The sequence below is a fragment of the Bacillus carboniphilus genome (genome assembly GCF_020524035.2).
Lineage (GTDB): Bacteria > Bacillota > Bacilli > Bacillales > JAIVKR01 > Bacillus_CC.
In genome coordinates this window covers 2964563-2990063 of sequence record NZ_CP129013.1, presented here as the reverse complement: position 1 = coordinate 2990063, position 25501 = coordinate 2964563, and the positions used below count along the sequence as shown (strand labels likewise).

General features: G+C 35.9%; 26 protein-coding genes and 5 pseudogenes. 11 read left to right on the top strand and 20 right to left on the bottom strand.

The window, feature by feature from the left end:
- Positions 1–84: 84 nt before the first annotated feature.
- On the bottom strand, positions 85–1158 hold the full coding sequence (locus LC087_RS15430) for a D-alanine--D-alanine ligase (protein ID WP_226540597.1): 1074 nt from the start codon (positions 1156–1158) through the stop codon (positions 85–87).
- 562 nt (positions 1159–1720) lie between these two features.
- Here LC087_RS15430 and LC087_RS15425 point away from each other — a divergent pair.
- Positions 1721–2038: a thioredoxin family protein gene (locus LC087_RS15425; protein ID WP_226540595.1), complete on the top strand. Its 318-nt coding sequence runs from the start codon at positions 1721–1723 to the stop codon at positions 2036–2038.
- Positions 2039–2063: 25 nt separating this feature from the next.
- Here LC087_RS15425 and LC087_RS15420 read toward each other — a convergent pair whose 3' ends face one another.
- From LC087_RS15420 to LC087_RS19780, 5 genes are all read right to left on the bottom strand, one after another.
- The gene (locus LC087_RS15420) at positions 2064–2816 is read right to left on the bottom strand and encodes a class I SAM-dependent methyltransferase (protein WP_226540593.1); all 753 of its coding nucleotides are present in this window, start codon (positions 2814–2816) and stop codon (positions 2064–2066) included.
- Between the two features lie 53 nt (positions 2817–2869).
- Positions 2870–3664, bottom strand: coding sequence for an MBL fold metallo-hydrolase (locus LC087_RS15415; RefSeq protein WP_226540592.1), 795 nt, complete (start codon positions 3662–3664; stop codon positions 2870–2872).
- A 492-nt stretch (positions 3665–4156) separates the two neighbouring features.
- Positions 4157–4360, bottom strand: coding sequence for an SGNH/GDSL hydrolase family protein (locus LC087_RS15410; RefSeq protein WP_226540591.1), 204 nt, complete (start codon positions 4358–4360; stop codon positions 4157–4159).
- A 264-nt stretch (positions 4361–4624) separates the two neighbouring features.
- Positions 4625–5272 (bottom strand): HAD family hydrolase, encoded by a 648-nt coding sequence (locus LC087_RS15405; RefSeq protein ID WP_226540590.1) that lies wholly within the window; start codon positions 5270–5272, stop codon positions 4625–4627.
- A gap of 233 nt (positions 5273–5505) precedes the next feature.
- Entirely contained in the window at positions 5506–5598 is a 93-nt protein-coding gene (locus tag LC087_RS19780) for a putative holin-like toxin (protein ID WP_226540589.1), read from the bottom strand.
- 95 nt (positions 5599–5693) lie between these two features.
- On the opposite strand from LC087_RS19780, the gene LC087_RS15400 reads away from it, so the two are divergent.
- Positions 5694–6146: a 2-thiouracil desulfurase family protein gene (locus LC087_RS15400; protein ID WP_226540588.1), complete on the top strand. Its 453-nt coding sequence runs from the start codon at positions 5694–5696 to the stop codon at positions 6144–6146.
- Between the two features lie 610 nt (positions 6147–6756).
- Here LC087_RS15400 and LC087_RS15395 read toward each other — a convergent pair.
- The 4 genes and pseudogenes from LC087_RS15395 to LC087_RS15380 all read right to left on the bottom strand — a co-directional run.
- Positions 6757–7266, bottom strand: coding sequence for a YncE family protein (locus LC087_RS15395; RefSeq protein WP_306019689.1), 510 nt, complete (start codon positions 7264–7266; stop codon positions 6757–6759).
- Positions 7244–7693: a hypothetical protein gene (locus LC087_RS15390; RefSeq protein ID WP_306019688.1), complete on the bottom strand. Its 450-nt coding sequence runs from the start codon at positions 7691–7693 to the stop codon at positions 7244–7246. The genes LC087_RS15395 and LC087_RS15390 overlap by 23 nt, the downstream gene beginning before the upstream one ends.
- Before the next feature lie 873 nt (positions 7694–8566).
- Positions 8567–8932 (bottom strand): annotated as a pseudogene (locus LC087_RS15385) (CAP domain-containing protein); the annotation flags it as partial.
- 339 nt (positions 8933–9271) lie between these two features.
- A pseudogene (locus tag LC087_RS15380) lies at positions 9272–9631 on the bottom strand (CAP domain-containing protein); the annotation flags it as partial.
- A 944-nt stretch (positions 9632–10575) separates the two neighbouring features.
- Between LC087_RS15380 and LC087_RS15375 the strand changes: the two are divergent.
- The 3 genes from LC087_RS15375 to LC087_RS15365 all read left to right on the top strand — a co-directional run bounded on the left by LC087_RS15375 (position 10576) and on the right by LC087_RS15365 (position 12121).
- Positions 10576–10710 (top strand): hypothetical protein, encoded by a 135-nt coding sequence (locus LC087_RS15375; RefSeq protein ID WP_306019687.1) that lies wholly within the window; start codon positions 10576–10578, stop codon positions 10708–10710.
- A gap of 128 nt (positions 10711–10838) precedes the next feature.
- Positions 10839–11705: an S-Ena type endospore appendage gene (locus LC087_RS15370; RefSeq protein WP_226540586.1), complete on the top strand. Its 867-nt coding sequence runs from the start codon at positions 10839–10841 to the stop codon at positions 11703–11705.
- A 74-nt stretch (positions 11706–11779) separates the two neighbouring features.
- Positions 11780–12121 carry an S-Ena type endospore appendage gene (locus LC087_RS15365; RefSeq protein WP_226540584.1) on the top strand — a complete coding sequence of 114 codons (342 nt, stop codon included), beginning with the start codon at positions 11780–11782 and terminating at the stop codon, positions 12119–12121.
- Positions 12122–12589: 468 nt separating this feature from the next.
- Here LC087_RS15365 and LC087_RS15360 read toward each other — a convergent pair whose 3' ends face one another.
- The 3 genes and pseudogenes from LC087_RS15360 to proV form a co-directional block, all read right to left on the bottom strand.
- Positions 12590–13003, bottom strand: coding sequence for a CotY/CotZ family spore coat protein (locus LC087_RS15360; protein WP_226540582.1), 414 nt, complete (start codon positions 13001–13003; stop codon positions 12590–12592).
- Between the two features lie 270 nt (positions 13004–13273).
- A complete protein-coding gene (locus LC087_RS15355; RefSeq protein WP_226540580.1) occupies positions 13274–14110 on the bottom strand; it encodes an ABC transporter permease in 837 nt (278 codons plus the stop codon).
- Positions 14103–15324 (bottom strand): annotated as a pseudogene (proV, locus tag LC087_RS15350) (glycine betaine/L-proline ABC transporter ATP-binding protein ProV). Before proV ends, LC087_RS15355 begins: the two are co-directional and overlap by 8 nt.
- Before the next feature lie 254 nt (positions 15325–15578).
- On the opposite strand from proV, the pseudogene LC087_RS15340 reads away from it, so the two are divergent.
- Positions 15579–16431 (top strand): annotated as a pseudogene (locus LC087_RS15340) (glycine betaine ABC transporter substrate-binding protein).
- A 400-nt stretch (positions 16432–16831) separates the two neighbouring features.
- The gene (locus LC087_RS15335; protein ID WP_226540574.1) at positions 16832–17401 is read left to right on the top strand and encodes a DNA-3-methyladenine glycosylase I; all 570 of its coding nucleotides are present in this window, start codon (positions 16832–16834) and stop codon (positions 17399–17401) included.
- Here the strand turns inward: LC087_RS15335 and LC087_RS15330 are convergent.
- Entirely contained in the window at positions 17391–18056 is a 666-nt protein-coding gene (locus LC087_RS15330; RefSeq protein ID WP_226540572.1) for an SOS response-associated peptidase, read from the bottom strand. The genes LC087_RS15335 and LC087_RS15330 overlap by 11 nt on opposite strands.
- A 262-nt stretch (positions 18057–18318) precedes the next feature.
- Between LC087_RS15330 and LC087_RS15325 the strand changes: the two genes are divergently transcribed.
- Entirely contained in the window at positions 18319–18942 is a 624-nt protein-coding gene (locus LC087_RS15325) for an NUDIX hydrolase (protein ID WP_226540566.1), read from the top strand.
- A 14-nt stretch (positions 18943–18956) separates the two neighbouring features.
- On the top strand, positions 18957–19133 hold the full coding sequence (locus LC087_RS15320; RefSeq protein WP_226540565.1) for an ASCH domain-containing protein: 177 nt from the start codon (positions 18957–18959) through the stop codon (positions 19131–19133).
- 138 nt (positions 19134–19271) lie between these two features.
- Here LC087_RS15320 and LC087_RS15315 read toward each other — a convergent pair whose 3' ends face one another.
- The 3 genes from LC087_RS15315 to LC087_RS15305 form a co-directional block, all read right to left on the bottom strand.
- Positions 19272–19421, bottom strand: a complete 150-nt coding sequence (locus LC087_RS15315) for a hypothetical protein (protein ID WP_226540564.1) — start codon at positions 19419–19421, stop codon at positions 19272–19274.
- A 73-nt stretch (positions 19422–19494) separates the two neighbouring features.
- Positions 19495–19656 carry a hypothetical protein gene (locus tag LC087_RS15310; RefSeq protein ID WP_226540563.1) on the bottom strand — a complete coding sequence of 54 codons (162 nt, stop codon included), beginning with the start codon at positions 19654–19656 and terminating at the stop codon, positions 19495–19497.
- Between the two features lie 147 nt (positions 19657–19803).
- Positions 19804–19929, bottom strand: coding sequence for a hypothetical protein (locus LC087_RS15305; RefSeq protein WP_264189909.1), 126 nt, complete (start codon positions 19927–19929; stop codon positions 19804–19806).
- 834 nt (positions 19930–20763) lie between these two features.
- On the opposite strand from LC087_RS15305, the gene LC087_RS15300 reads away from it, so the two are divergent.
- Both LC087_RS15300 and LC087_RS15295 read left to right on the top strand, forming a co-directional pair.
- Entirely contained in the window at positions 20764–21030 is a 267-nt protein-coding gene (locus LC087_RS15300; protein ID WP_226540562.1) for a hypothetical protein, read from the top strand.
- 5 nt (positions 21031–21035) lie between these two features.
- Positions 21036–21329 carry a coiled-coil domain-containing protein gene (locus LC087_RS15295; RefSeq protein WP_226540561.1) on the top strand — a complete coding sequence of 98 codons (294 nt, stop codon included), beginning with the start codon at positions 21036–21038 and terminating at the stop codon, positions 21327–21329.
- Positions 21330–21833: 504 nt separating this feature from the next.
- On the opposite strand, the pseudogene LC087_RS15290 reads toward LC087_RS15295, so the two are convergent.
- The 3 genes and pseudogenes from LC087_RS15290 to proC form a co-directional block, all read right to left on the bottom strand.
- A pseudogene (locus LC087_RS15290) lies at positions 21834–23023 on the bottom strand (glutamate-5-semialdehyde dehydrogenase).
- 131 nt (positions 23024–23154) lie between these two features.
- Complete coding sequence (proB, locus tag LC087_RS15285) at positions 23155–24213, bottom strand: glutamate 5-kinase (protein WP_371932705.1); 1059 nt, start codon at positions 24211–24213, stop codon at positions 23155–23157.
- A 314-nt stretch (positions 24214–24527) separates the two neighbouring features.
- On the bottom strand, positions 24528–25376 hold the full coding sequence (proC, locus tag LC087_RS15280) for a pyrroline-5-carboxylate reductase (protein ID WP_226540557.1): 849 nt from the start codon (positions 25374–25376) through the stop codon (positions 24528–24530).
- Between the last annotated feature and the right edge of the window lie 125 nt (positions 25377–25501).

Sequence of the window (25501 nt, the reverse complement as noted above, 5' to 3'; positions counted from 1 at the left end):
ATCGACATTTTTGGGTTTTCAATTTGTCCTCATTTACTAAGAACATGGACTTTTTGGACAGCCCCAATTGTTTTTTAAACATTACTAAATAGTATATTTATTCTTTTGTTTCTCCTCATAACGATCTAACGCTAACTGTACGAGACGTTCAATTAATTGCGGATAGCTTACACCGGAATGCTTCCACAAAAGCGGGAACATACTGTAAGGTGTGAAACCAGGCATGGTATTCACTTCATTAATTAAGACCGCACCATCCTCTTTTAAGAAGAAATCTGCTCTTACTAATCCTGATCCATCAATGGATTTAAAGGCTTTAATGGCGAGTGTTTTAATCAGCTCATATTCTTCATCTGTTACAGACGCTGGTATAATTAAGTCTGTGTCTCCATCAACGTACTTAGCCTGATAATCGTAAAATTCAGTGTTTGGTGCAATCTCCCCAACGACTGAACACTCTGGCTGATCATTTCCCATAACACCGATCTCTATTTCTCTTCCTACTACAGCTTCTTCGATCACAATTTTCCGATCATATTTAAACGCTTCTTCACAAGCTTGCTCAAATGATCTTTGATCCTTCGCTTTACTAATCCCAACACTTGAACCGAGGTTAGCTGGCTTAACAAAGCATGGATAACCTAACTTATTTTCCACCTGTTCACATAAAGTCAAACGATTTTCTTCCCACTCATGTCTGAAAGCGGCCAAGTAATTTGCCTGAGGTAACCCAGCTTGAGCGAAGATATTTTTCATAATGACTTTATCCATTCCCGTCGCTGAAGCCAAAACACCATTTCCTATATAGGGTAGATTCATCATTTCAAGTAACCCTTGAATGGTTCCATCTTCTCCATTTGGACCATGTAACAAAGGAAAAACGACATCAATTTCATTTTCATAGCTATCTTCAAGTACAAGTTGTGTATTCAAAAGAGATACTGATTGTGTTCCTTCTACCAGCTTCAGGTTCTCAACACTTTCCACAGTCCCCTCTATTTGTGGTCCTTGTACCCACTCACCTGATTCTTTAATATAGATAGGGTGTACATCAAATTTCGTTTGATCTAGGGCGTTAATAACAGCTAATGCTGTTTGTAATGAAACTTGATGTTCAGCAGATTTCCCTCCGTAAATGAGTCCTAATTTAATTTTCATTTTGACTCCTCCTGAAAAAATGTGTTAAAAATTTATCATGAAATGTTCATTGAACATTTGATTATTTGGAACACTTGATAATATATTGTATCATTTATAGGCGAAATTGTTATTAGATTGAAGAGAAGATATGAAATTTTATTTAAGTTTCAAAAATCGTCTCATAACAATTTTCTACCCAAATCGATTACAATAAAGAAAAGCACAATCGCCCGTTTAGCGACGCAGAGCAAATGGAACGTCAACTAAGAACAGTCACGAAGCGCGAACTAACGTTGATGCTAGCACGTCGTGTGCATCGCCGCATGAGATAAAGGAAACACGAAAAGCCTAAAGTGGATGATCTACTAATTTCAGACACGTCCTGTGTCAACGTAGAGGTAATGGAACATCATCTACACAGAGGATCATCAACTAAGTTCAGCCACTTCCTGTGGCTAACGTTGATGCTAGCACGTCGTGTGCTTCGAAAGCGCTACTCGTCGCTGGGCGCTGGAGCTAGACAATATAGAAAAGCGAAAGCTCACATTTAATAATCACAATTACTTAGGAGGAATAACTCATGGAAAAAATCACAACAGCCGATCAATTTAACCAATTAATTGGATCTGATAAGGAAGTTCTCATTAAGTTTGTCACAAATTGGTGTCCTGACTGTACAAGAATGGATATGTTTATTGGTGAAATATTAGAGGAATATAACGACTATCAATGGTATGAAATTGACAAGGATGACTTCCCTGAAATTGCAGAAACGTATCAAGTGATGGGTATTCCAAGCATACTTATTTTCAAAAATAATGAAAAACTTGGTCATCTTCATAGCGCCAATGCTAAGACACCAGAGGAAGTTAGATCATTTTTATCTAATCATTTATAGAAGATAGTAGCGTTGCTACTATCTTTCACTTTCCTTTTACCGCTTCGATGGTCAAAGTGTCTTGTGAGGATTGTGGCTGCTTTCGATACTGATAGTTCGCAGAAACGGTTACAGCAGAAAAACCGATTCTCTCCAAGATCAATTTAAACTCCTTCAACCCATACCACCGAAATGGAATCCTATGAAGTTCTTGAGCGACAGACTTCCCATTTGACCACTTTTCATACTTCAAAAGAGAAATCCGCTTTTGATCAAGCATATTATTTTCAATGATACTCTTCGTTAATGTGATCATCTCTTTATCATTCATTTCCCATGTTTGAATAGAAGGTCCTTTATCTGGCGTCGGTAAATATAAATCCATAATTATCCTTCCATTTGGGGACAAATGTTTTAAAAAGTTTCTTAGTGATTGCATTGCTTCTCTTCTTTTTTCTACAAGATGAAATGTACCAGCAGGTATGATAATAGCATCAAAAAGCTTATGACGAGAGAAAGACATCATTTCTCCTTTATACAAAGAAGGAGTCAATCCTTTTTCATTACAGCGAGCCTCACAACAAGCTAACATATCTTTAGACGAATCAAAACCCTCAATTTTTAACCCCTTCTCTAAAAGGGGGATGTACACTCTACCAAGCCCAACCTCTGCTTCGAGTATTCTTCCTTGACAACCATCTAACCTTTGCAAGTAATATTCTACAACCTTAAACGATTCTCCTAAAGGTTTCTCTAAATCATAGACTTCTACTGCCAATTGTCCATAAGAATGAATCATATCGTCACCTTCCTCACCCTTAGGATTCCCTTAATGGTAAGGACCAAAACCAATTAACAATTATTCACCCACTTTTTATTATTCGCGTGTGTCGATTTCATTCCATTATAAAACCTATAACGTTTTTTCAAATAAACTTCTTGGTCTATATTTTTCTTTAAATTCTCCAAGTAATCTATAGATTCTTGTATTCTTTGATTTATTTCATCTTTACTAGTTGTAACATTTCCATGACCAGGTATAAGAACATGTATATCATGATCAGATACAATTTTTCTCGATTTATGTATCGTTTGCAAATAATCTTTAAAACCACTATAGATAAAAGGAAATTCTACATCTGATAAATAATCACCCGCAACAAAAATACCATAAGGCTCAATAACTGTGAATAATCCATCTGCAGTATGTCCAGGTGCTTTATAAAAGGTTAAGACAAGTTCATCAATGATCAATTGTTGCCGATCTCCTTCAATTTCTACATGAACTTGAGGGTAATAAACGGGATAATGTCTAGACAAATAATTCAAATCGTCAAATTCTTTTATTTGATTAATTATTTTTTCTTTTTGGTCGTGTTCAGAAAGTTCCTTTGAACCAATTATTTTTGCATCTGGAAAGGCGCCTACACCAAGGATATGATCCCAGTCACTATGTGTGAAAATAAGGTGTATTTGTCTATCTTTTTTTATGCGATAGACATAATTCCTTATTCCTTCCACTTCATCAGGTAGCCATGTAGGATCTACTACTATTATTGAAGAGTTCGTTTGAATTACGGTAGATGTAGTCATATACAAGGAACTTTGAAAAACCGTCAGTTGATTATTTTTAAATTGAATATTCACTGAATATCTCCTTCTTAATTAATATTAAAAAAGTGACTTTACATAAAATTTAATTTTCAAGACACTGTTCGACAACATTTTTTATTATCCTCATATACAATTCAAGAGTAGTTTGAAAAATTGTTATGGTCAGGGTTCTAGTGCCCCTGACCAAAATTTCCTACATATGAAGAATTCTCTTACTATTTAAACTGCCTCTAATAACGCTTTTCTCATCAAATAATACCCTTTCTGTTAGGATGAACCCCCTCCTTAGCGATAACATCACGATTATCAGAAAATATATATGATAAATATTTACCACCTTTACTTGTGGTTATTTCTCTAAAGAAATGAGCCATTGATTAAACGAGCGAACCCATTTTTCAGCATCATTCACCTGTTTTTGTGTATTATATAGGTTTACCAACAAGATCAAATATGGAAGATATTGAATTCTTTTGATTCCCACTATATAGGTGATTAATTGCTCATATACAACTTGACAAGTTCTTAATGATTGAACGGCTCTCTTTTTTTGTTATTTTCTATAAAGAGTTTCATTCCAACTATTAAATCGTTACCTCCTGCAGTAATCGTAATGATTTCCACATTTTTTATTTGATCTGTTACCGACTCTTTTTTCACCATTTCCTCAATTTGTCTTGTCGTATAACTAACATGTGCACACTTACAAAAACAATTTGTTCTTTCCATTTATGCTGAAGTCCGTTTTGAAAAACTTCGACCATCCCTCTCGAAAATAAACCTCTTCCCGTTCCAACTGTTAAACTATCGCCAATAGCGGCATACTTTTTAGTCCCCTATAAAGCTAATGAAAGCACCTCTTCACTTAAAAATTCTTTCTATACATTATGAAAAAGGTGTACAGGAAGTGACATACACTGGGTTAGAGAAAGAAATTATTTTTCGGGAAATAGTGACTGGATTCAACAATATTACAGGAGTATTGTCAACTTTTTATTTTACTTTGTCTAAAAGCTCTCCGAGTCTTATTTCTGTCATAGACTGCAGCTTCATAAAATGTCCTTCAAATGCTAGTGTTTTCGTGATAGGGTTTGGAACAACCACGCAAGTAAGACCAGCTTCTTTCGCTGCTTTTAACCCATTTAAAGAATCTTCAAAAACAATAATTTCTGAAGGAGACAATTCCAGGGCGGCTGTTGCCTTTATGTACAATTCGGGGTCAGGTTTAACAACTTTCACATCATCACGAGTGAATATAACTGAAAAATAACTCCTAATATTAAATTTATCGAGAAAAGACTCTACCCAGATTTTACTTGAACTGGAGGCTAAAGCAATTTTTAATCCTAAATCATTCGCTTCTCTTAAATACTCTTCTACACCTTCACGTAACATAAGTTGATTAATTTTTTCTTGGTAAAGTTGATCCGTTTTCATTTTAACTTCTGTGCGATCAAGTAAATATCCACATTTAGTATCTAAAAAGTCATATAAAACCCCATCATGAGAACCAATACATTGAGAAAATTCTTCAATTGATAAATCCATCCCATATTCCTTCATCACTTGGTAAAAAACTTCATACCAAAGACTTTCAGTGTCAACGATTAATCCATCAAAATCAAAAATTACTGCTTTCATTCAATCATCTCCTAAAGAAAAATGTCCTAATTGAGAATTTGTTCAAAATATGTGTTTTTCTTTTAAAAATATGTTATCTTATAAATAAAATAACGTATAATAAAGCAGAAAGGGCTGAATGAAAGACATTCAACCCTTATGTGTAATAGAATTATCCTCAGAGGGAAAGGCTTCTACTCTTTAGATGGCAACTCATTCACCACCCTAAAGCTTCTGCCAAAGCTCAAGGGTGGTCATTTTTTTGAATCAAAAGACAAAATCGCAATCACTAACAATGCAAAAGTGATCATTAATGACAATGATTCAAAAATTGACAATGGCCTCACCCCCTTTACGTGGGGTTTAGCCTTTCACCCTTGAGTTCTATTACACACATCTAAATTATACCAGAACCCAACAAATGAATGTAGGTGGAATAGACATGTATATCATCAGCTCTTGTTTATTAGGAAAAAAATGTCGTTATAATGGGACTGATTGTTCCAATGATCAAGTAGAAAAGTTTATTCATAAAAACCAAGTAATCGAAGCTTGTCCTGAACTATTAGGAGGTCTTTCTACTCCACGAAACCCTGCTGAAATTGTTGGTGGTAGTGGAAATGATGTCATTAATGGCACCGCTAAAGTCGTTGACAATAATGGAAATGATGTAACGACACACTTCATTAAAGGTGCTTACGAGACATTGAAATTAGCAAAGGAACACGGGGTTAATAAGGTCATCTTAAAGGAAAATAGCCCTTCTTGTGGATGTCATTTTATATATGATGGTAGCTTCTCAAGCAAAAAGAAAAAAGGACTAGGTGTTACGGCTGCGTTACTTTCAATGAATGGTATTGAGGTTGTTTCGGAAAATACCCTTAAAGAAACGTGATATCTCGTGGTGAATTTCCAACTCCCAATCGTTGCAATGACTATGTTATTATCACCATCTATAACGGATACATTATTACTTAAGCTGTTGATAACATAAATTTGGTTTATCTCATCAATAACGATTATCCTTTGAGGGTCACTTCCAACAGTTAAAGTTGCAATTATGTTATATGATTCACCATCTATGGCTAAAACACCTCCAGGGGGTGTATCAGTCGTTACGTAGATTCGATTTGTGTCCTCATTTACAGCAATATTGTCTGGCAAAGTTACATTAAACGTAGCCGTTATAACTAATGAATTTCCATCTATTATAGATATAGAATTGGCAGTAACGTCAGTAACATAAGCTAAATTTCGTTGCTCGTCGACTGCAACATTGAGAGGCAAACTAAAAGTAAAGGTTGCCGTAATAACAAAGTTATTATTACCATCAATAACGGATACAGTTGAATCAATGCTGGTAACATAGATTAGATTAAGTTGTTCATCAAATGTTGCCGCAAAAAGATCATTTGCTACTGTTACCGTATCGAGGATAGCATTTGTCGAACCATCAATAATTGTAACAGTTGGCTGGTTACTGTTTACAAGGCAAATAAGGTTCTTTATTGAATTAATAGCAACTCCAGCGCTACAACCTGTTCACCAGCTGTAATAGTATTAATAATTAAATTGGTGGTAGCATCAATCACAGAGAGTAGGTTCAAATCTCTGTTGTATGGATACACTAAATTTGTTGAAGGATTAGCTCCAATTCCGGTAGGACCCAAAAACCCCGTAAGTGTGCTGATTACTGTATTTGTATCAGAATCAATAACAGAAATGTTATTTGAATCAGCATTTGTTACATATAAGTCAAAAAGTAGACATAATACTTCAGCTACTCCCACGGACTGCACGTTTTGTCCATCCACGGTTACACTCGCAGTAATTCTAGTAGCCACCGAAGATTTCTGAGGTGGAAAAACCACACTCGTCACATAATCTCCGTTCACATCCGTAATTGTAGGGTTTGGGATAAATGAAACGCCAGATGTATTTGCCTTAAAACTAACATCCACTCCAGCTCGAGGAACATTGTTTAACGATACATCACCCGTTATTTTCCCCTTCACAACTGATGGTACTGGGTAAAAATAGATTGAACTGAGGAGTTATAGGATATTCGATATTTTGCAAAGTTTGAGGATTTGATACCAGCAATCGAATGAATTGAACAAATTCGCTTACTCCGTTAAACGCCGTCACTGTTGATTGAACGGCAGTAGAGGCAACCTTGTCGCTTTTATTGGCTAAGTTCACCTCCACCTCAATTAAAAACGATGTTAAAGCGGCAGCATTATACAACTCACTGTTCGTACTTTTTGCATTAACGGTAAATGAATTCGATTTAACAAGTGACTCAGGAGATGAACTTTCGTCGAAAAGTCGGGTGGTTATAGTCGCACTGTCTGACGGGTCTGTATTTCGCACAATGACTTCAATGTTAGCTAAATATAGATTCGTGTTTTGGATCGGTCCCGTCGTATATAAAACAGTCATCTCTTACTCACCACCTTTTTATATTTACTTATATGCTGAATCCATTTCATCATTACTTTTTTAAAAAGAAAAGCAGAAGGACAGAATTTCTTAATTATTTTCCAAAAATGTTTAGTTAATCTTATGTTATTCGATCGTTGAATGGTACAGGTTATATTTTCTCGAATTCATATTTTGAACAATGAGCATCTAATCCATTTACTATTTTTGATTAAGCGCCTCGTCTTCCCGCTTCATACAATACATTCTCTATATATCAACAAAGGAGCCATCTAATAACCAATTTTCTTGGCCTTATTAGACAGCTCTTAGTGTTACTCAACTTACATACTTATACTAGCTATTCTCATTATCAAGGTCTTCTTCATTCGCATCCGAAGAAGATTGATCTTTTCTGTCACTTTCCTCTTCATTCAAAGTTGAATCTTGATTTACCTCAAGCTGATCAATCTCTTCTTTTGACACTTCTTTTTCATCTTGTTCTTTCTCTTGAGATTCTTGAGATGGGTCAACCTCTTCTTGAGATTTTTCTTCTATAGGAGAATCGTTTTGCTCTTCTTTAAACTCCTCTCCCTCGTTTTCCTTATTATTTTCAAGAGACTCTAAATCCTCTTCTTGTTGTTCATCTGTTGGTGACTTAACCTCAACTTCTATATTTTTATTTTCATTAGGTTTTTCTTGTGGCGATTTAGAAACCTCTTCTGACTGTTCTTCGGACGCTTGTACCATGTCTTTTTGTGAATTTTGTTTCTTTTGCTCTTCATTTGATTCAGCTATACTTTGATTTATCTCTTGATTCAACTCGTTTTCATTCGTTTCCTCAGCTTCATTTAGAGATTGTGACTCCATATTAATGTTTTGCAATTGACTATCTTTTTTAATAAACATTTGCACCCAATAGGTTCCGGAGCTTCCACCTTCGGCATACCCTACTCCTAAATGAGTAAAGTCTTCACTTAAAATATTAGCACGGTGACCGTCACTATTCATCCACCCCTCCATCACTTTTTCCGGAGTACGTTGACCGGCAGCAATATTTTCTCCTGCTGCCCTATAAGTGACGCCAAATTGATCCATCATTTCAAATGGAGTTCCATACGTCGGGGATTCATGTGCAAAATAATTATTGTCCCTCATATCTTCCGCTTTAACTTGCGCTACTTTTTGTACTTCTTCTGCTAAACTTACAGGGCTTAATCCTTCTTTTTCTCTCTCAACATTCACCAGTTCAAGTACTTCTTCTAAAAAGGCTTGGGATTGGTCATTATCCTCATCATCTTCTGGATCGGATGGGTCGTCTTCTCCTTCATCTCCTCCTTCTTCCGGTTCTTCTGGATCAGATGGATTGTCTTCTCCTTCATCTCCTCCTTCTTCTGGTTCTTCTGGATCGGATGGGTCGTCCTCTCCTTCATCTCCTCCTTCTTCTGGTTCTTCTGGATCAGATGGGTCGTCTTCTCCTTCATCTCCTCCTTCTTCTGGATCGGATGGGTTTTCTTCTCCTCCGTCATCTCCATCTTCTTCAGGGGGCTCTGGCTCAATCGGGTCTTCTTCAACATCATCTATGCTTTCTTGATCTTTAATAAACATCTGCACCCAGTATGTTCCGGAGCTTCCACCCTCAGCATAGCCCACTCCTAAATGAGTAAAATCTTCGCTTAAGATATTAGCTCGATGCCCATCACTATTCATCCACCCCTCCATCACTTTTTCCGGAGTACGTTGACCGGCAGCAATATTCTCTCCTGCTGCCCTATAAGTGACGCCAAATTCATTCATCATCTCAAACGGAGTTCCATACGTTGGGGATTCATGTGCAAAATAGTTATTATCTCTCATATCTTCCGCTTTAACTTGCGCTACTTTTTGTACTTCTTCTGCTAGTTTAACAGGACTTAACCCTTCCTTTTCTCTCTCTAAATTGACTAGTTCAAGTACTTCTTCTAGAAAGGGATGAGTTGTTTGATTATTATCTTCATCCTCTATTGGACCTTCTTCAACATCATCACCAACTTCAGGTTTATTAGACTTATCCTCTTCACCTTCTTCAACTGTATCTCCAGGAAGTGTCGGCTCTACTCCAACATCATCACTATCTTTTGTAGATTCTGGTTGCGTCGAATCCTTTCTCCCACTATCTTGACCACCAAATAACTCCTCAGAGGTGGCCGAGGGTTCTTGATTGATTCCTTCATTCGTTAATTCACCTAAAGTATTTATCCCTGTTTGTTTTTCTTGAGCAAAGCTCTCATCTACTAAACTATTATTCTTGGTCGATGAAGGAGTATTTCGAATAGCTTCCTCCGATTGGGATAAATCCTTTCCATTTGAATCATTCGAATCAGACGGTGGTACATGACCATCCTCCAACTCTTGAGATTCAGACTCCTCTTCTTCCTCTCTTGTCCCTTCAGTTGTTGCTTTGTCATCTGGTGGAAGACTCTTCTCTTTTTCTTCATCCTCCTCCTGTTTTCTTTTTGCATTGTCTAATGGAGCAACATCTTTTTTACTCGTTACTAACTTTGAATCTTTACTATTAAAAAAGATCGCTACCCCCATCAAACTTCCTATTAAGAGCACACCAATGACAAATAGGCTCAAACGTTTCCTTAAATTTTTGGGCATATGTTTCATTCCTTCCTTTTATTTATTAAGAAAACATAGCCAATTATAAAGAAACACTTACCAACATTCATCGTTCAGAAGTTCCCTTTTTCGACATTTCCTTAAATCGATTCTAACTAACTAAAAAGGGGATAGACTATTAAACTAAATAAAGATCAATATTTGTAAGTTTTTAATATTAACTGGACCTTTTTATCTATTTGTGATCAACAATACAGCAATTCAACTTTTCTCCTTCTATTCAACACGAGGATAAACAAGTGGGGACACATAAGTTGAGGACATACGATGAAATAGATGAAGTCATAAGAGAAGAGTTTGCGTTGCCAAAACTACCCGTAAAAGAAGCAATAGACGTGCTTGAGAATTTGCAAGTTGATGTATTTAATGATTGAGGGATAATTAATTCTTCTCTGTTTAACTAAAATTAAGGAAAGGATAGCCTTATTCAGCTATATATTTGCACATTTCTTAGCTTCATTCATAATCTGCTTATGTAAGGATAAGTGAGGATGTGACACAAATGGTTTTTAAAAACAACACTGATTTAGAGAAGATTGAAGCGAAAGAACATTGTCATGTCATTAATGTAGATCGAGTCACGGATTGGATTGTAAAAAATAGCAAAATTACCATTCGGAAAAAGATAAAAACTGTCCAGTGTGTATACAGTGATGTTGTTTGTATCCCTTTCAAAAAAAAATGTAACATAAATCAACATAGAAATTTATGGGAAAATAACACTGATTATTTCATCGTCGCAACGGTTATCGTCAAAAATCATTTTGGAAATGTAACCCTCTCCATTAATAAAGATAAGAATTTCACTTTATCTCCCAATCAATGTAAAGCCATTACCATTTGTGACATCAAAACAATTTCTTTATTTTGCAAAGAAAACAAGCAATATTGCAAGGGAATATTAGAACTACAATTACATTATTGCAAAAAAACATTCCAACATCCTACTCAAATAAAAGAACTTATTGGACAGACTATAACAAACATTCAGATGCTACAGTTTGACATAAAAGAAGTAGACAATCAATGTAGAAAACGAATCAATCATATTTGTACTAGCCATAATACTTTACCTATATCGCAAGTAATTCTTTCTATTTTTGGATTACTCCAGATACCATGTTACACCCATCCATTTTTTCCTTTAATTGATTTTTATAAAACAGAAAAAGTGATGTTATGTATCCCAAAAGGGGCCAAAATAAAAAGTCAATTATGCGATTTAGACTTTTTAATCCTAAATGTTCACAAAAGTGCGTGTCACCTTGATATTGACATCCTCATTGATTTAACCTACAAGATATGTGTTCTCAAGAAAACAAAGATAGTAATTGAAGGTAATCCATGCTCATCAAAAACATCATACTAAGCCCTTTTTCCCCACATTTATCACCTTCCTTCAATAGAAATCATAAAATAAAAAACGAGAGGAGATGTTACCATTTGGCAAGTATAGGGAGTTGTAGGACTGATAAATGCTGTGTCAATGATGCCATTTGTTGTGATTTAACCTTTACCGCGTCCATGTCTTCAACAGTATGGATGAATAGTACAAATTTTTCAATAAACGGTACGATCCTTATTGAAAATACTTCATCAACCAATGACCCATTAGATGTAAGTTTAGTTGTTTCTAATGGTGGTGTCACAACCGTTACAGTAGATGCAGGTGAATGCGAATCTGTTACACTTGCAGAATTAGAAACGATTTCAGTTGATGCTTCTGGCACTGGTACTGATACAGCTACTGCAAGGGTATCGGCAACATTGAACTATTGTTTTTAATAAATCTGTTTATCATTTTGATATTTTTTAAATTTCATACTTTTTAGACTAAACCTAAAATAAATAGATTCAATCCTTATTTTCCCCAAAACCAAAGTTTTGAACACTATTGGGCTTGGGGTAAAATTTTAACCTTGTTAATCCTCTTTGTATATTTTATTTCTCCCATGTTTCCCCTACTAAACGACTCCGCACTAAAGTACGGAGGTTTCTCGTAGGCGGACTGAACCGCCTACGAGTTTTATCGGCTAAAGCCGACTAAAAGAAATGCTACTAAAAGTAGGTGGTTTTATACCACACCTCCTGCTAAGCAGGTGCTTCCGCAAGCTAAAGCTAGGTATAGAAAATAAAAAGAGGTCAGATTAGAACTTATTTTCTTGAAAAGTTTTCAATCACAAGACATGACTATTATTAGTTAAACATCCTATTTAATTAATAATATTTTGATTAAGACACATCGCTCTAAATCTAAACACTCTCAACGACTACAGGGAAAATTTCCTGAACGGAACATAAACAATCACAATCTACTGTAACAAACTGATTTGTTACATTCACCGACAAATTCTGCCCTTTACAAACTTGATTTAGTGGTACACAGCACACACTATTAGGTAAAGTAATAGATCTTTGCCCTAGTGGTCTTAACAATTCAAACACTACACATCCACTCGTTAAGTTCACATTCGATACACGAAAATAAATCGTGATAAAACAAGTAGTTCCCGATTCAAGATCTCCAAACGCATATAACATAGCTCCATCAATCTTTGTTAACAAGACATGATCACCTATTAAATTTTCAAGCGTTGTACATATACATGTCGTCCCCCCATTACTGCTCCCCCCATTACTAGATGAATCACAGCCAATAAACGGCACTGGACTCCCCCCTTTTAACATTTATAGAATACTATATGCATGTACATCATTGAGTGCTTGGGGAAACGCACAATTTAATTGTATAAGTAGTGTGGAATTTTGTATATAAGTGGATATTTAGGAAAAGAAACGAGGAATATATCCTACAATCAAAAACTGCTAATAGTTTAGACGGTAAAATCCCTTTTTAATATACTGTTTTTTCAAAAGTCAACTTAGTTCTCTAAATAAAAGCACCTAACTAGAGAGGTGCTTCGTTTAAATAGGACATTACTTTCTACTCGGCTTTAAATTTTGAGTAATTCGATCTAATATGATCGCTAAAATGACGATGGAAAGTCCCGCTTCAAATCCCGAACCTACTTCAATACGCGTTACCGCACGATAGACTTCTACCCCTAGACCTGGTGCTCCTACTAAAGAAGCAATGACAACCATCGACAATGCCAGCATAATACTTTGATTAATTCCAGCCATTATTGTACCAATCGCAAGTGGCAGTTGCAGCTTAAATAGTTTTTGTCTCGTTGTTGAGCCAAACGCATTGGCGGCTTCAACCAAATCTTCAGGTACTTGACGAATGCCTAAATTGGTCAGACGTATCGTTGGTGGCATAGCAAATATGACTGAAGAAATGATCCCAGGTACAACGCCTATCCCAAAAAATAAGATAGATGGAATAAGATAGACGAAGGCCGGCATGGTTTGCATAAAGTCTAATATTGGGGTAATGATTCTTGAGACACGTGAACTTTGTGAAGCCCATATCCCAAATGGAATTCCAACAATCACAGAAATAATCACAGAAGTTAATACAAGAGCTAGCGTATCAATTGTTTGTTCCATATACCCTAAATTCCAAATGAAGGTTAACCCTATCAATGTAAAAATAGTCAGCCCCCAGTTTCTACTACTATAATAAGCAAGAGCAGCAATGATTAAGATTAAAACTAAGGCAGGAAGAACACTAAGTAATAAAACAATGCTATTGACAAACCCTTCGATCGCATCACTAATAAGGTTGAAAAAAGAAGCAAAGTTTTCCTCAATCCACGTAACAATTACATCTACCCATCTTCCCAAAGGTATCTTCGGAATATTATTCACCTTGATCCTCTCCTTCCTCATTGAGTGTGTGTCCTGCTAGCGCTTCAATCACACTTTCTCTTTTTTACAATACCTTGAATTCGGCCATCATCATCTACTAAAGGCAATGGATAGGGCGAAGCAGCCATTTTATCAAATAAATCCTCTAAGACCGTCTCAGGAAGAACTTTTTCTATATCTTTAATGACAATATCCGATAACTCTTTTTGCTTAGAAATAGCTTCGTTCACATCATCCGCCTTCACAATACCTAAAAATTCTTTTTTCTTATTAACCACATAGAGCGTAGAATAGCCTGTATCCTTCATAAGCTTCAATGCAACTCGAGGTCCTCGATCCATTTGAATCGTTTCAGGACGTGTTTTCACTAGATCTGCCGTAATCACTTTTGCCAAATTTACATCCTCAACAAATCGCTCAACATAATCATTTGCTGGATTAGTCATAATTTCTTCAGGTGTTCCTACTTGTACAATCATCCCATCCTTCATTAATGCAATTCGATCCCCTATTCGAAGAGCCTCATCAAGATCATGTGTAATAAAAATGATTGTCTTATGCATACTCTCTTGAAGCTCCAATAGTTCGTCTTGCATATCTTTGCGAATTAAAGGGTCCAATGCGCTGAACGCTTCATCCATTAACAAAACATCTGGATCGTTTGCAAGCGCTCTTGCTAGCCCTACTCTTTGTTGCATACCTCCACTTAGTTCTCCCGGTAAACTATGTTCATAACCGGCTAATCCAACTAATTGTAAAGATTCGTTCGCTTTTTTCTCCCGCTCTTCTTTATTGACACCTTGTATTTCTAATCCGTATGCGGCATTTTCTATAACGGTACGGTGTGGAAATAACGCGAAACGTTGAAACACCATGCTCATTTTTTTACGCCTTGCTTCACGTAAAGCAGCCTGATCCATTTTGATAAGATCGTTACCATCTATGTATACATGACCATCTGTAGGTTCGATTAAACGATTCAACAAACGTACTAAAGTGGATTTTCCACTCCCCGATAAACCCATGATGACAAAAATCTCTCCAGTTCTTACTTCAAAACTCGCCCGATTGACCCCAACAGTCATCCCCGTCTCACTCAATATATCTTTTTTGCTTTTTCCTTCTTGAAGATGTTTTAAACCTTTTTTAGGCTGTTTCCCAAAGATTTTCGTTACTTTATCTACTCGAATTTTGATTTTTACGCTATCACTCATGTCGTTAACACTCTTTTCTAAATTTTTTAATAGAATAAAATTCAAAAGTTATAAAGTGCTTATCTCCAATTGTTATGCTATCCATAAAATGATCTTCTATCCAAAGTATTAGGAAGAGTTCAGATTTACTAGTTCTTAATCACTATAGGTATAGATCTGCTTCCATATGGAAGACTAACTTAAAGGTTGAAAGTATCTTATTTACCCTAAGTCATATTAGATATAAGGAGGAGACACTTTTGAAAAGATTTGTAATGCTTAGTTTACTTTTTGTTCTTTCCTTTAACGTCATTCTTAGTGGTTGTTCACAAGGAGAAAATGAGGAAGGGGAGAAAGGAAACTTTGTTTTCGGAATCAACAACTGGGCTGAAAATATTGCTGTATCAAACATGTGGAAAATTATTCTCGAAAATGAAGGGTACTCTGTCGAGTTAAAAGAACTGGAAAAAGCAGCCGTCTGGTCTGGGATAGCAAAAAAAAGATTTAGATATTGCCCCTGAAGCTTGGCTACCATTCACCGATGAACCTTTTTATGAGGATTACAAAGACGATATTATAAAAGGGAATGCTTGGTATGAGGGAACTGGGCTTGGAATTGCTGTACCGACTTATATGGAGGAAGTAAATTCCTTAGAAGACTTATCAAAGATAAAAGATGAAATTGACAACCAAATTGTTGGAATTGAAGCAGGAACAAGTTTGATGGATATTACGGATAAAGAAATGCTCTCAGCATATGATTTAGATATTGATTTATTAACATCATCAGAACCTGCAATGATGACTGAGTTAAAAAAAGCATATGAAGAAGAAAGACCGATCGCTGTCACCTTATGGAATCCACATTGGGCTTTTTCTGAATATGACTTAAAATATTTAGAAGACCCGAAAGGTGTTTATGGGGAGCCAGATGATATCTATTTTTTAACGCGTCTAGACTTCGATACTGATTATCCTAATGTGTTCGAAATGTTTCAAAACTGGCAGCTCAATGATCAACAACTCGGTACATTAATGAAATATATTGAAGATAGTTCCCCAGAGGAAGGGGCTCAAAAGTGGATTGATGAAAACCAAGACTTAATTGATAGTTGGAAAGGAGCATAGTTTATAAGAAAAGCGCAAGCGCCCGTTTAGCGACGCACAACAATTGGAACGTCAACTAAGAACAGTCACGACGCGCGAACTAACGTTGACGCTAGCACTTCGTGTGCATCGCCGCATGAGATAAAGGAAACACGAAAAACCCGAAAGCGGAGGATCTACTAAGTTCAGCCACGTCCTGTGGCAACGATGATGCTAGCACCTCCTGTGCGTCGAAAGCGCTACCAGACGCTGGGAGCTGGAGCTAGACAAAAATAAAAGCACCAACCAAATAAGGACAAATTTTTATACGTTTTCACTTTGTTAAAATTCCTTTTTAAAAGCCGAAAATCTATTTATAACATACTTGCCTCCCTCGTCTTTCCCCTTTATACTGAGGAAAAACATGAGGGAGGCGTTTTTTATGAATCGATGCGGTTGGGTGAATGACGATCCCCTTTACATTGATTACCATGATCATGAATGGGGAGTGCCAGTATACGATGATCAAAAGCTATTTGAGTTATTAAATTTAGAAGGCGCTCAATCTGGACTCAGCTGGTACACCGTTTTAAAGAAGCGTGAGAATTATTTGCAAGCCTTTGATTACTTTGACCCTCAGAAAATCATTCAATATGATGATCAAAAAATAGATGAACTGTTAAAGAATGAGGGGATTATCCGTAATCGATTAAAAGTTCAGGCAGTTGTTCGTAATGCCCATGCCTATATTAAAATCGTTGACGAATTTGGTTCATTTAGTCAATACATATGGGCTTTTGTGGATGGAAAACCAATTATTAACCACTTTACATCACTAGAAGAAGTTCCTAGCACTACAGAAATAAGCAAACATATGAGTAAAGATTTAAAGAAAAGAGGCTTTACATTTGTAGGACCGACCATATGCTATGCATTTATGCAAGCTACTGGTATGGTGAATGATCATTTGACCACTTGTTTCTGCTATACAGGAAAAGAGGTTACTTCTTAACTGGTTCAATACAAGTTTTATTGTCATTTTTAGGTGAATTTACAAAAGAGGATACTTGATACATTTCCATCTCTGTAGCAGGATAAGGCTTTAATAATTGCTTAAGCTTTTTTAAGTCCTGCTCATTCCTATCTAACCATGATGATTGTTCCTCCTTCGTCAAAATGACAGGACTGCGGTCATGAACCTTTTTAGTTAAATCATTAGGTTCAGTTGTAATGATCGTGCAATTAAAAATCGTTTCTGAACCGTTCTGCCATTTTTCATATAATCCTGCAAATGCGAATGGACGTTGGTTCTTCATAATAAAACGGTAAGGGGTTTTAACAGACCCTTCCTTTTTCCATTCATAAAATCCATCTGCGAGTATTAAACAACGTTTCGATTGTAATGGTTTTTTAAATGACTTTCTCTCATCAAGCGTTTCCGACCTTGCATTAATCATTTTATAGCCGATTTTTTCATCTTTACTCCAAGGTGGAATTAATCCCCACCTAAGAAACCCTGCTCTATAGCCATCTTGACTATTTATAATAGAAAGAACAGGTTGAGAAGGAGCAATGTTGTACCTAGGGGTCAATGCTTCATTCATTTCGATTTCAAATAATTCATGAAGCAACTCCATGTCTGTTGCTAAAGAAAACCGACCACACATTTCTTCCATCTCCTTTATTTTTATACATTACCTTTCCTCAATAATAAAGATTCACTAAAAAATTTTGTTATAATGGTTGTTCAAAAAGTCATAAAAAATTGCTGTCGAATAACTTTGTTGGTTTGCTTTTCCGCTTCTCATGTACAGAGTTCGTACACTGCGAGTGCTCAAAGCTACACCGCCTCGTTCTTCTCGGCTCTTTTCCCCTACTTTTTGAACACGCACTTATAATAGACCAAATCACTTTTTGAAGGAGTTAATAATGAATAATGAAACATTAAAAATATTTGACGACAATAAAAAGACACTTGGAGTTGCCACACGAGAAGAAGTTCATACAAAAGGGCTATGGCATGAAACCTTTCAATGTTGGATTATTAGTCATGAGGAGAACAAGACGTACATCCACTTACAAGTTAGAAGTCCTTTTAAAAAAGACTGGCCCAATTTATTGGACATTACAGCTGCTGGGCACCTTCTTGAGCATGAGTCTATAAAAGACGGAGTAAGAGAACTTAAAGAAGAAATTGGCCTAGACGTTCCTTTTGAATCGCTTATCCCACTAGAAGTTGTTCGCTATTGCGTGAAGAAAGGTTCGTTTATTGACAATGAATTTGCTCATGTATTTTTATTAGAAAATAATCAACCGTTTGACGACTATCACCTCCAACATGAAGAAGTTTCAGGAATGGTCAAAGTCAAATTTGAAGACTTCAAAGAGTTATTTTTAGGAAACAAAACTAAGATTGAGATTCAAGGGTTTACTTATAACGAAGAAAGTTTAAAAGAAAAAATCCATCATTTCGTAAGCAAAGATCAGTTTGTTCCTCATTCATTCAATTATTACGAGAAAATTATTCAATTAATCGATAACAAGATCAGTTAACGAAAGAAGTTATGATGATACATCATTCAGTGAAAAACGTGTGGAGTTCTTTTTCACAAGAAGCCAATATCCATCATCAAAACTATACATCTTGGCATTTCGGCGATATTGACTTTTTTACAAGTGCGCTTCCTTCATTTAATGAAGATATGCTCGTCGTTTGTGAAGAGATTACGGTTGTTTATTGTTAATACATTAATGAAAAAACGTTGCTTTAACAACGTTTTTTTGCCTTCATATTCTATTGCTTTTTTTATAAAAAACACACCAACAACCAAAGTGCTTCCAAAGATAATCGTCTTCTTTTTCAACATCATTATCGTTTCCCTTTATAAATATTGGTTCATGGACATATGGTTATCTACTGTTTCTATATGTTTTAGCAAGCTTTTTTGTAAATCCTGTTCAGATGTGTTAATGGTCTTCTCCCGTTCACTCGACTCAAAGAAAGCTTCCTCAATGTTTTTCCACCATCTCAATCGAACCACATCCTTAAGGTCATTAACAAATGTATTCGGTATGGATGGGGATATCCCTTTAGAAGAAGATAATTCAGCTAATTTCTCTTCCTAAATATTTTTCAATCTCTACTTTATGCTGTGAAAGAATTTCTTCTAGTGCTTTTAAATGCTCTAATGTATTTAATGAGTTTAATTTTTCGTCTAATTCTCTTGTCTCTTGAATTAATTTTTCTACTTCCTCTTTCATACTCACGCCATCACATCCTTTTCAATCCTACATTATTAATTCCACGTAACACGAAACAATCCTTTGAAATCATTTCAATTAAATCCATATTTTAAACTAAAAACGGTAAAAAAGCACCTAAGTGAAACAGGTGCTTTTTTCTTATAAAGACCTTTAATTCTTTTCAACTCTCATTTGTGCTTGTAGATCGTCTGGGTTTTCAATAATTTTTAATTCCCATTCTCTTTTTTCCAAATCACTATTCACCCAAACGTAATACGTTTCTTGAAAAAGATTCATTCTTAACCCTCCTTCTGTCTCTGTAAAAACACACTGTATAACATATGAAGTGAGGCTCCGATTAGTATAGTGAAAATGAATCATTTTTCTAAAGTTTTAATATTTGTAATATTACAATTATTTTTAGACCTTTAATGGTTTTTACTTATAGTGCGTGTTCAAAAAGTAGGGGATAAAGATCCTAGTTGCTAAGTGTAAAGAAAATAGAATAAACTTGATCGAGGTTGAGAAGTAATTAGAAGGGAACGCACGTTAATTCATGTGTTCTTGTTTTGTTTTATTGTTTGAAGTCTATGAAAAATAAACGATATGAATATATAAATAAGTATGTACATTCGTATGTAGTTTTGGTATACTGAAAGGGGAGTGGAAAAAATGCTTTCAATGATTACTAGCTTGGTTTACTACAAATGATTCAATTTCACAGTTATCCTAACCAACATATCACTGATAATAATCATCCTAAGCGGTTGGCAAACTTACAAGAAGAACCGTAGAGAGAATATCCAAGCTAGTAAATGAAAGAAAAAGTGTTAAGTAAGTGATGAAGAAAGGCGGTTCCATCGCCTTTCTTCATCCTCCTTGTAACATTTTAATCTATGAAAGAAAATGTTAAAAGATATATACAAGAAACTTGAGTTAGGAATACTAACAACTGTTTTACTTACTAGCGTTATCTTTTTTCTTTGTATTTGTTGTTGAATGATTGGATGAAAATCTATCTTCAATATGGTATATTGTTATTTATTGGGTCATGATTTTTATAACGGTTATAGTATTTTATTTCCAATTAAATGTTTGGTGAAGTTGCTGAAAAGAAAGACGTGATAACGAATGAGTAAATTAATATTTAATAATGAAGATGAATTAAGAGTATATATTAAAACTGAAGTACTAACAAGTAACAGCGTTAGGACTCACTTAAATATTGGAAGGGCTAGGCTTCAAAAGATCATTGAACAAGGAACGCTAAAACCATTCATAAAAGAAGGGAACGTACAATTGTTTTATAAGGCAGACGTTTTAGAAGCTGAAAAAAAGTTGAAGAAAAATGAAAAGTATAAGCCGAAAAAGTACCGGGATAATGAAAGTGAGGAATAGGGAACATGGAAGAAACTTTACAATTAATTTTAAAGAAGATTGATTCTATATCTAGTGAATTAAACAATTTTAAAGAATCTACCGAAAAGAAGTTCGATAAGCTAGAAAACAAGGTGGACATATTAGGTGAAAAGGTTGATATAGTGGACACTAAAGTTGATAGCCTTCAGCAAAACCTTATTAACCAAGTCGGAGAATATATAGACCGAACAACAAAGCATATAGACACCAAGACCGATATTTTAAATAAAGACATATACGCTATGAAATACGATATTGAAGTCTTAAAAAGACAATAAAAAGAGTGGAAAACGTAGATCCACCTCCGTTCTGGAGACGTCTCCGCTGACTTATCGTGGAGAAAATGGATCATCATCTACTACAGAGGATTATCAACTAAAAATGGCCACACCCTTTAAGTAAGCAACGTTGATGCTTGCACATCGTGTACTTCGAAAGTAACACCATTCACTGGACGCTGAAGTTAGACAACGGTGAAAGTACTGTCTTATTAAGAACAAAGTTTATGCGCTCGCGCTACATGTTTATGTTTGGTAATGTCTACTCTTATAATTAAGGTTTTTTCTGTCAGTTTTAAAAACTTATCGTTTTTTTATACTTCGTATTAAGTCTTCCTTGGTCTATTTAAGGGATTCTTAGCTGTGCACCTCGTATCATACCAAGATGGCTTTTTTGTTCAATCTTCATTTTTGCTTAAATACAGGAATGCTTTCTGATCTTAAAACAAAAAAACTGCCTATTACTCATACTCTCGAATAATAGACAGCTTTCTTTTTATTCATTTATCGAACTTGTCCGTTCCCTCTCATGGTAAATTTCGTCGTTGTTAGTTCAGGTAGACCCATTGGTCCGCGGGCATGAAGTTTTTGCGTCGATATGCCGATTTCAGCGCCAAATCCTAAGGCTCCTCCATCTGTAAACCTGGTTGACGCATTGTGATAAATAGCAGCTGCATCAATGACATTTAAAAACTTCTCCGCATTTTCTTTGTTTTCTGTTATGATTGCTTCTGAATGCTTCGTTCCATACGTTTCGATATGTTCGATTGCTTCATCCATAGAACGAACAACTTTGATCGCAATCTCTAACCCTAAATATTCATCGGTCCAATCTGTTTCTGTCGCTAATGTAGCATTAGGAATAAGATTTGTGATTGTTTCGTCACCATGTACCGCAATAGAGTGTGCTCACTTAACACCTTCACTAAATCCCTTAAATTAGCATTTAACCAGTTTTCATGAATAATTAAGGTTTCAGCCGCATTACATACAGCTGGGCGATCGGTTTTTGCATTAACCATAATATTCAGCGCCATTTTAGGATCTGCTTGTTCATCAATATAAAGATGACAGTTTCCAACACCCGTTTCTAATACGGGAACGGTCGCATTATTCACAACAGCATCGATTAACGATTTTCCACCACGGGGAATTAATACATCAATATGTTCTTTCATCGTGAAAATTTGCTTCGTGGCTTCACGGTCAGTAGAAGTGATCAGCTGCACTGCATCCTTCGGTATTTTCGTTTTCTCTAACCCTTGATGAATGATCTCTACGATCGCTTTGTTGGAAGAAATCGCTGATGATCCTCCTTTAAGGACAATTGCATTTCCAGATTTTAATGCGATTCCTGTTGCATCCACCGTTACGTTCGGTCTAGCCTCATAAATCATGCCGATAACACCTAGTGGAACGGTCACTTTGGAAACCTCTAGTCCATTTTCTAACGTCCAGTTAGATATTACTTTTCCCGTTGGGTCCTCAAGGTTAACAAGTTCACGTAACCCTTGAACAAAATCTAACACTCTCTCCTTAGATAAAGAAAGACGGTCTATAAAGGCCGATTCATAGCCTTTTTTTTCACCATTTTCCAAGTCAATTTGATTCGCTTTAATGATCGTTTGGACGTTGTTTTCAAGCTCTTCTGCTACTGTCAGTAAGGCCGTATTCTTTTCTTCTTCTGTTAACATCGTTAAGGTCTTTGATGCTTCTTTTGCTTTTATCGCTTGTTTTTCAATACTGTTTTCCGTTGTAATCACAAGGATCACCCTTTTCTAGAGATTAACTTCCATTTATTACCTAACGTTATTCTTCGCTTTATCTATAAATTTGCTGGTACAGATAGGTCGAAATACACAAAATCTTTTCGATCAATGACAGTTGTATTGTCCTCTTCTTCATAATCCTGTTTTAAATCTTTAATCTGATCTGATGAATGATTGACAATTCCTAATCCGAGCTCTTTTCCATCTAAGTCGGTGATTTTGACAACATCTTCAGAGTGGAACTGTCCTTTTACATCGCAAACATCATCCAAATGTAAATTTTTCTTACTTTCAATCATCTCTTCTTTTACATGAGGATCTATTGCTAGCTCACCTTCAGGCTCTGAATGAAAAGCAATCCAGTGCTTTTTCTTATTTAAAAGGATTTTTTTCTTTTTCTGCTCGAAATACGTCCCTATTGCTTTTTTATTGACCGCATCAGAAAGAATATTTACACTATTAGCTTTTCCTAAAAAGACAGGAATTCCTGATGCCATCGCAATTTTTACGGCGTCAAGCTTCGTTTTCATTCCACCTGTGCCAACTGTGCTACTTGAGCTACCAGCAAGTTTTTCTATATCTTTCGTAATTTCATGAACATTTTTTAATAACTTCGCATTCGTATCTTTCCTTGGATCAGAGCTAAATAGCCCATCAATATCAGATAAGATAATCAGTTTATCTGCATCGATTAAGCCCGCCACTTTTGCTGAAAGAACGTCATTATTACCAAACTTCAAGTTTTTCACCGTTAACGAATCATTCTCATTAATAATCGGAATAATTCCACGATCTAATAAAACATTCATCGTATTTCTAACATTGTTATAGCGCGTTCGATCTGAGAAGTCATCCCTTGTTATTAATATTTGTGACGCAACATATCCATGTGATATGAACAAGTCAGAATAAGCTTCCATTAATAAACCTTGTCCGATTGAAGCAGCCGCTTGTTTTTCAGGTAACGTTTGTGGGCGTTCCAAACAACCAAGTTTACGATAGCCTGCTGCTACTGCACCAGATGAAACAACGATGACTTCATGTCCATCATCTTTTAGTTGAACAATTTCATTCACTAATTTTTCTAGCTTTTTACGGCTAATTTCCCCATGCATACTTGTTAATGAACTGCTACCAACTTTAACGACTATTTTTTGAGCATGAGACGAATTCAAAGAATCACTCCTGTAGTTTATATATCAATGCGTGTTTAAAAAGTAAGGAAAAAAGGACGCTGAAGAACGAGGCGGTGTAGCTTTGAGCACTCGCAGTGTACGTACAATGGTTCACGGGCTAAGAACGTCCCCATCCTAGGGACAACACCCGTGCTAGCCAATCCTGGCGTCGGAGTGTCGGAAAAGCAAACCAACAAAGTTATTCATCCGACATTTTTTTAGGACTTTTTAAACAACCTCTATCAGTATAAAATCTAGCGACTAGCGGTCAATACTAATTCAGGCTCCTTGGAACTTAATTCCTTCGATCGTTTAGCTGCTGACTTAATGGCTTGTGAAATTGCATTTCCTGCACCATTTTTCTTTAACGCATGAAGCCCTGCAGCTGTCGTTCCATTTGGAGATGTGACGTTTTCCCGTAATTCAGATGGCGATTCTTCTTGTTCGACCATCATTTGTGATGCACCTAACATCGTTTGTACACCAATCTTTCGAGCCGTTTCACTATCTAACCCACCATCTATTGCAACCTGTTCGATATGTTCCATTAAATAATAGAAGTAGGCAGGACCACTCCCCGCGATTCCAGTAAACAAGTCCATTTTATCTTCATCGATAACGAATACTTCTCCAAAGGTTCCTACTAACTCCTTACATAAAGAGACACTTTCGTTCTGAACAGTTGAACCAAATGACATACCTGAAGTAGACTGACCGATCATACTAGACGTATTCGGCATGACACGTACAACTTGACATTGTTCATTTATACAATCTTCTATATAAGATGTTGTAATTCCAGCCATTACAGAAATAATAATGTGGCTTGAATTTAATTGGTTCTTTATTGAATAAAGTGCCTTTTCTGCGTCCTTAGGCTTCATCGCTAAAACAACCATATCAATTTCATCGAGATTTAGCTCATCTAGCTTTACTCCAGTAATTCCATATTTATTTTCAAGATCATTTCGTCTTTCTTGGTTACTTTTGTTTGTAACAATAATGTGTTCACTTGGAAGCTTTTCAGCTTGGATCATTCCAGAAATAATCGCTTCTGCCATTGATCCTGCTCCTAAAAAGGCTACTTTTTTGTTTTTTAACATCTGTGTTAGACATCTCCTGTTTATTGAATAATTGTTTAATCTAGGATTACCGCAAAACTATAAACCTATTCTACATAACTATTTGATTAAATGAAAATACCATATGACTTGGTACTGCATGTCCT

What these genes read in the sequence shown, in the direction of transcription:
- LC087_RS15430 (WP_226540597.1), bottom strand. Translation starts at nt 1,158, where the DNA reads ATGAAAATTAAATTAGGACTCATTTACGGAGGGAAATCTGCTGAACAT.
- LC087_RS15425 (WP_226540595.1), top strand. Translation starts at nt 1,721, where the DNA reads ATGGAAAAAATCACAACAGCCGATCAATTTAACCAATTAATTGGATCT.
- LC087_RS15420 (WP_226540593.1), bottom strand. Translation starts at nt 2,816, where the DNA reads ATGATTCATTCTTATGGACAATTGGCAGTAGAAGTCTATGATTTAGAG.
- LC087_RS15410 (WP_226540591.1), bottom strand. Translation starts at nt 4,360, where the DNA reads ATGGAAAGAACAAATTGTTTTTGTAAGTGTGCACATGTTAGTTATACG.
- LC087_RS15405 (WP_226540590.1), bottom strand. Translation starts at nt 5,272, where the DNA reads ATGAAAGCAGTAATTTTTGATTTTGATGGATTAATCGTTGACACTGAA.
- LC087_RS15400 (WP_226540588.1), top strand. Translation starts at nt 5,694, where the DNA reads ATGTATATCATCAGCTCTTGTTTATTAGGAAAAAAATGTCGTTATAAT.
- LC087_RS15390 (WP_306019688.1), bottom strand. Translation starts at nt 7,693, where the DNA reads ATGACTGTTTTATATACGACGGGACCGATCCAAAACACGAATCTATAT.
- LC087_RS15370 (WP_226540586.1), top strand. Translation starts at nt 10,839, where the DNA reads ATGGTTTTTAAAAACAACACTGATTTAGAGAAGATTGAAGCGAAAGAA.
- LC087_RS15335 (WP_226540574.1), top strand. Translation starts at nt 16,832, where the DNA reads ATGAATCGATGCGGTTGGGTGAATGACGATCCCCTTTACATTGATTAC.
- LC087_RS15330 (WP_226540572.1), bottom strand. Translation starts at nt 18,056, where the DNA reads ATGTGTGGTCGGTTTTCTTTAGCAACAGACATGGAGTTGCTTCATGAA.
- LC087_RS15325 (WP_226540566.1), top strand. Translation starts at nt 18,319, where the DNA reads ATGAATAATGAAACATTAAAAATATTTGACGACAATAAAAAGACACTT.
- LC087_RS15320 (WP_226540565.1), top strand. Translation starts at nt 18,957, where the DNA reads ATGATACATCATTCAGTGAAAAACGTGTGGAGTTCTTTTTCACAAGAA.
- LC087_RS15305 (WP_264189909.1), bottom strand. Translation starts at nt 19,929, where the DNA reads ATGAATCTTTTTCAAGAAACGTATTACGTTTGGGTGAATAGTGATTTG.
- LC087_RS15300 (WP_226540562.1), top strand. Translation starts at nt 20,764, where the DNA reads ATGAGTAAATTAATATTTAATAATGAAGATGAATTAAGAGTATATATT.
- LC087_RS15295 (WP_226540561.1), top strand. Translation starts at nt 21,036, where the DNA reads ATGGAAGAAACTTTACAATTAATTTTAAAGAAGATTGATTCTATATCT.
- proB (WP_371932705.1), bottom strand. Translation starts at nt 24,213, where the DNA reads ATGCATGGGGAAATTAGCCGTAAAAAGCTAGAAAAATTAGTGAATGAA.
- proC (WP_226540557.1), bottom strand. Translation starts at nt 25,376, where the DNA reads ATGTTAAAAAACAAAAAAGTAGCCTTTTTAGGAGCAGGATCAATGGCA.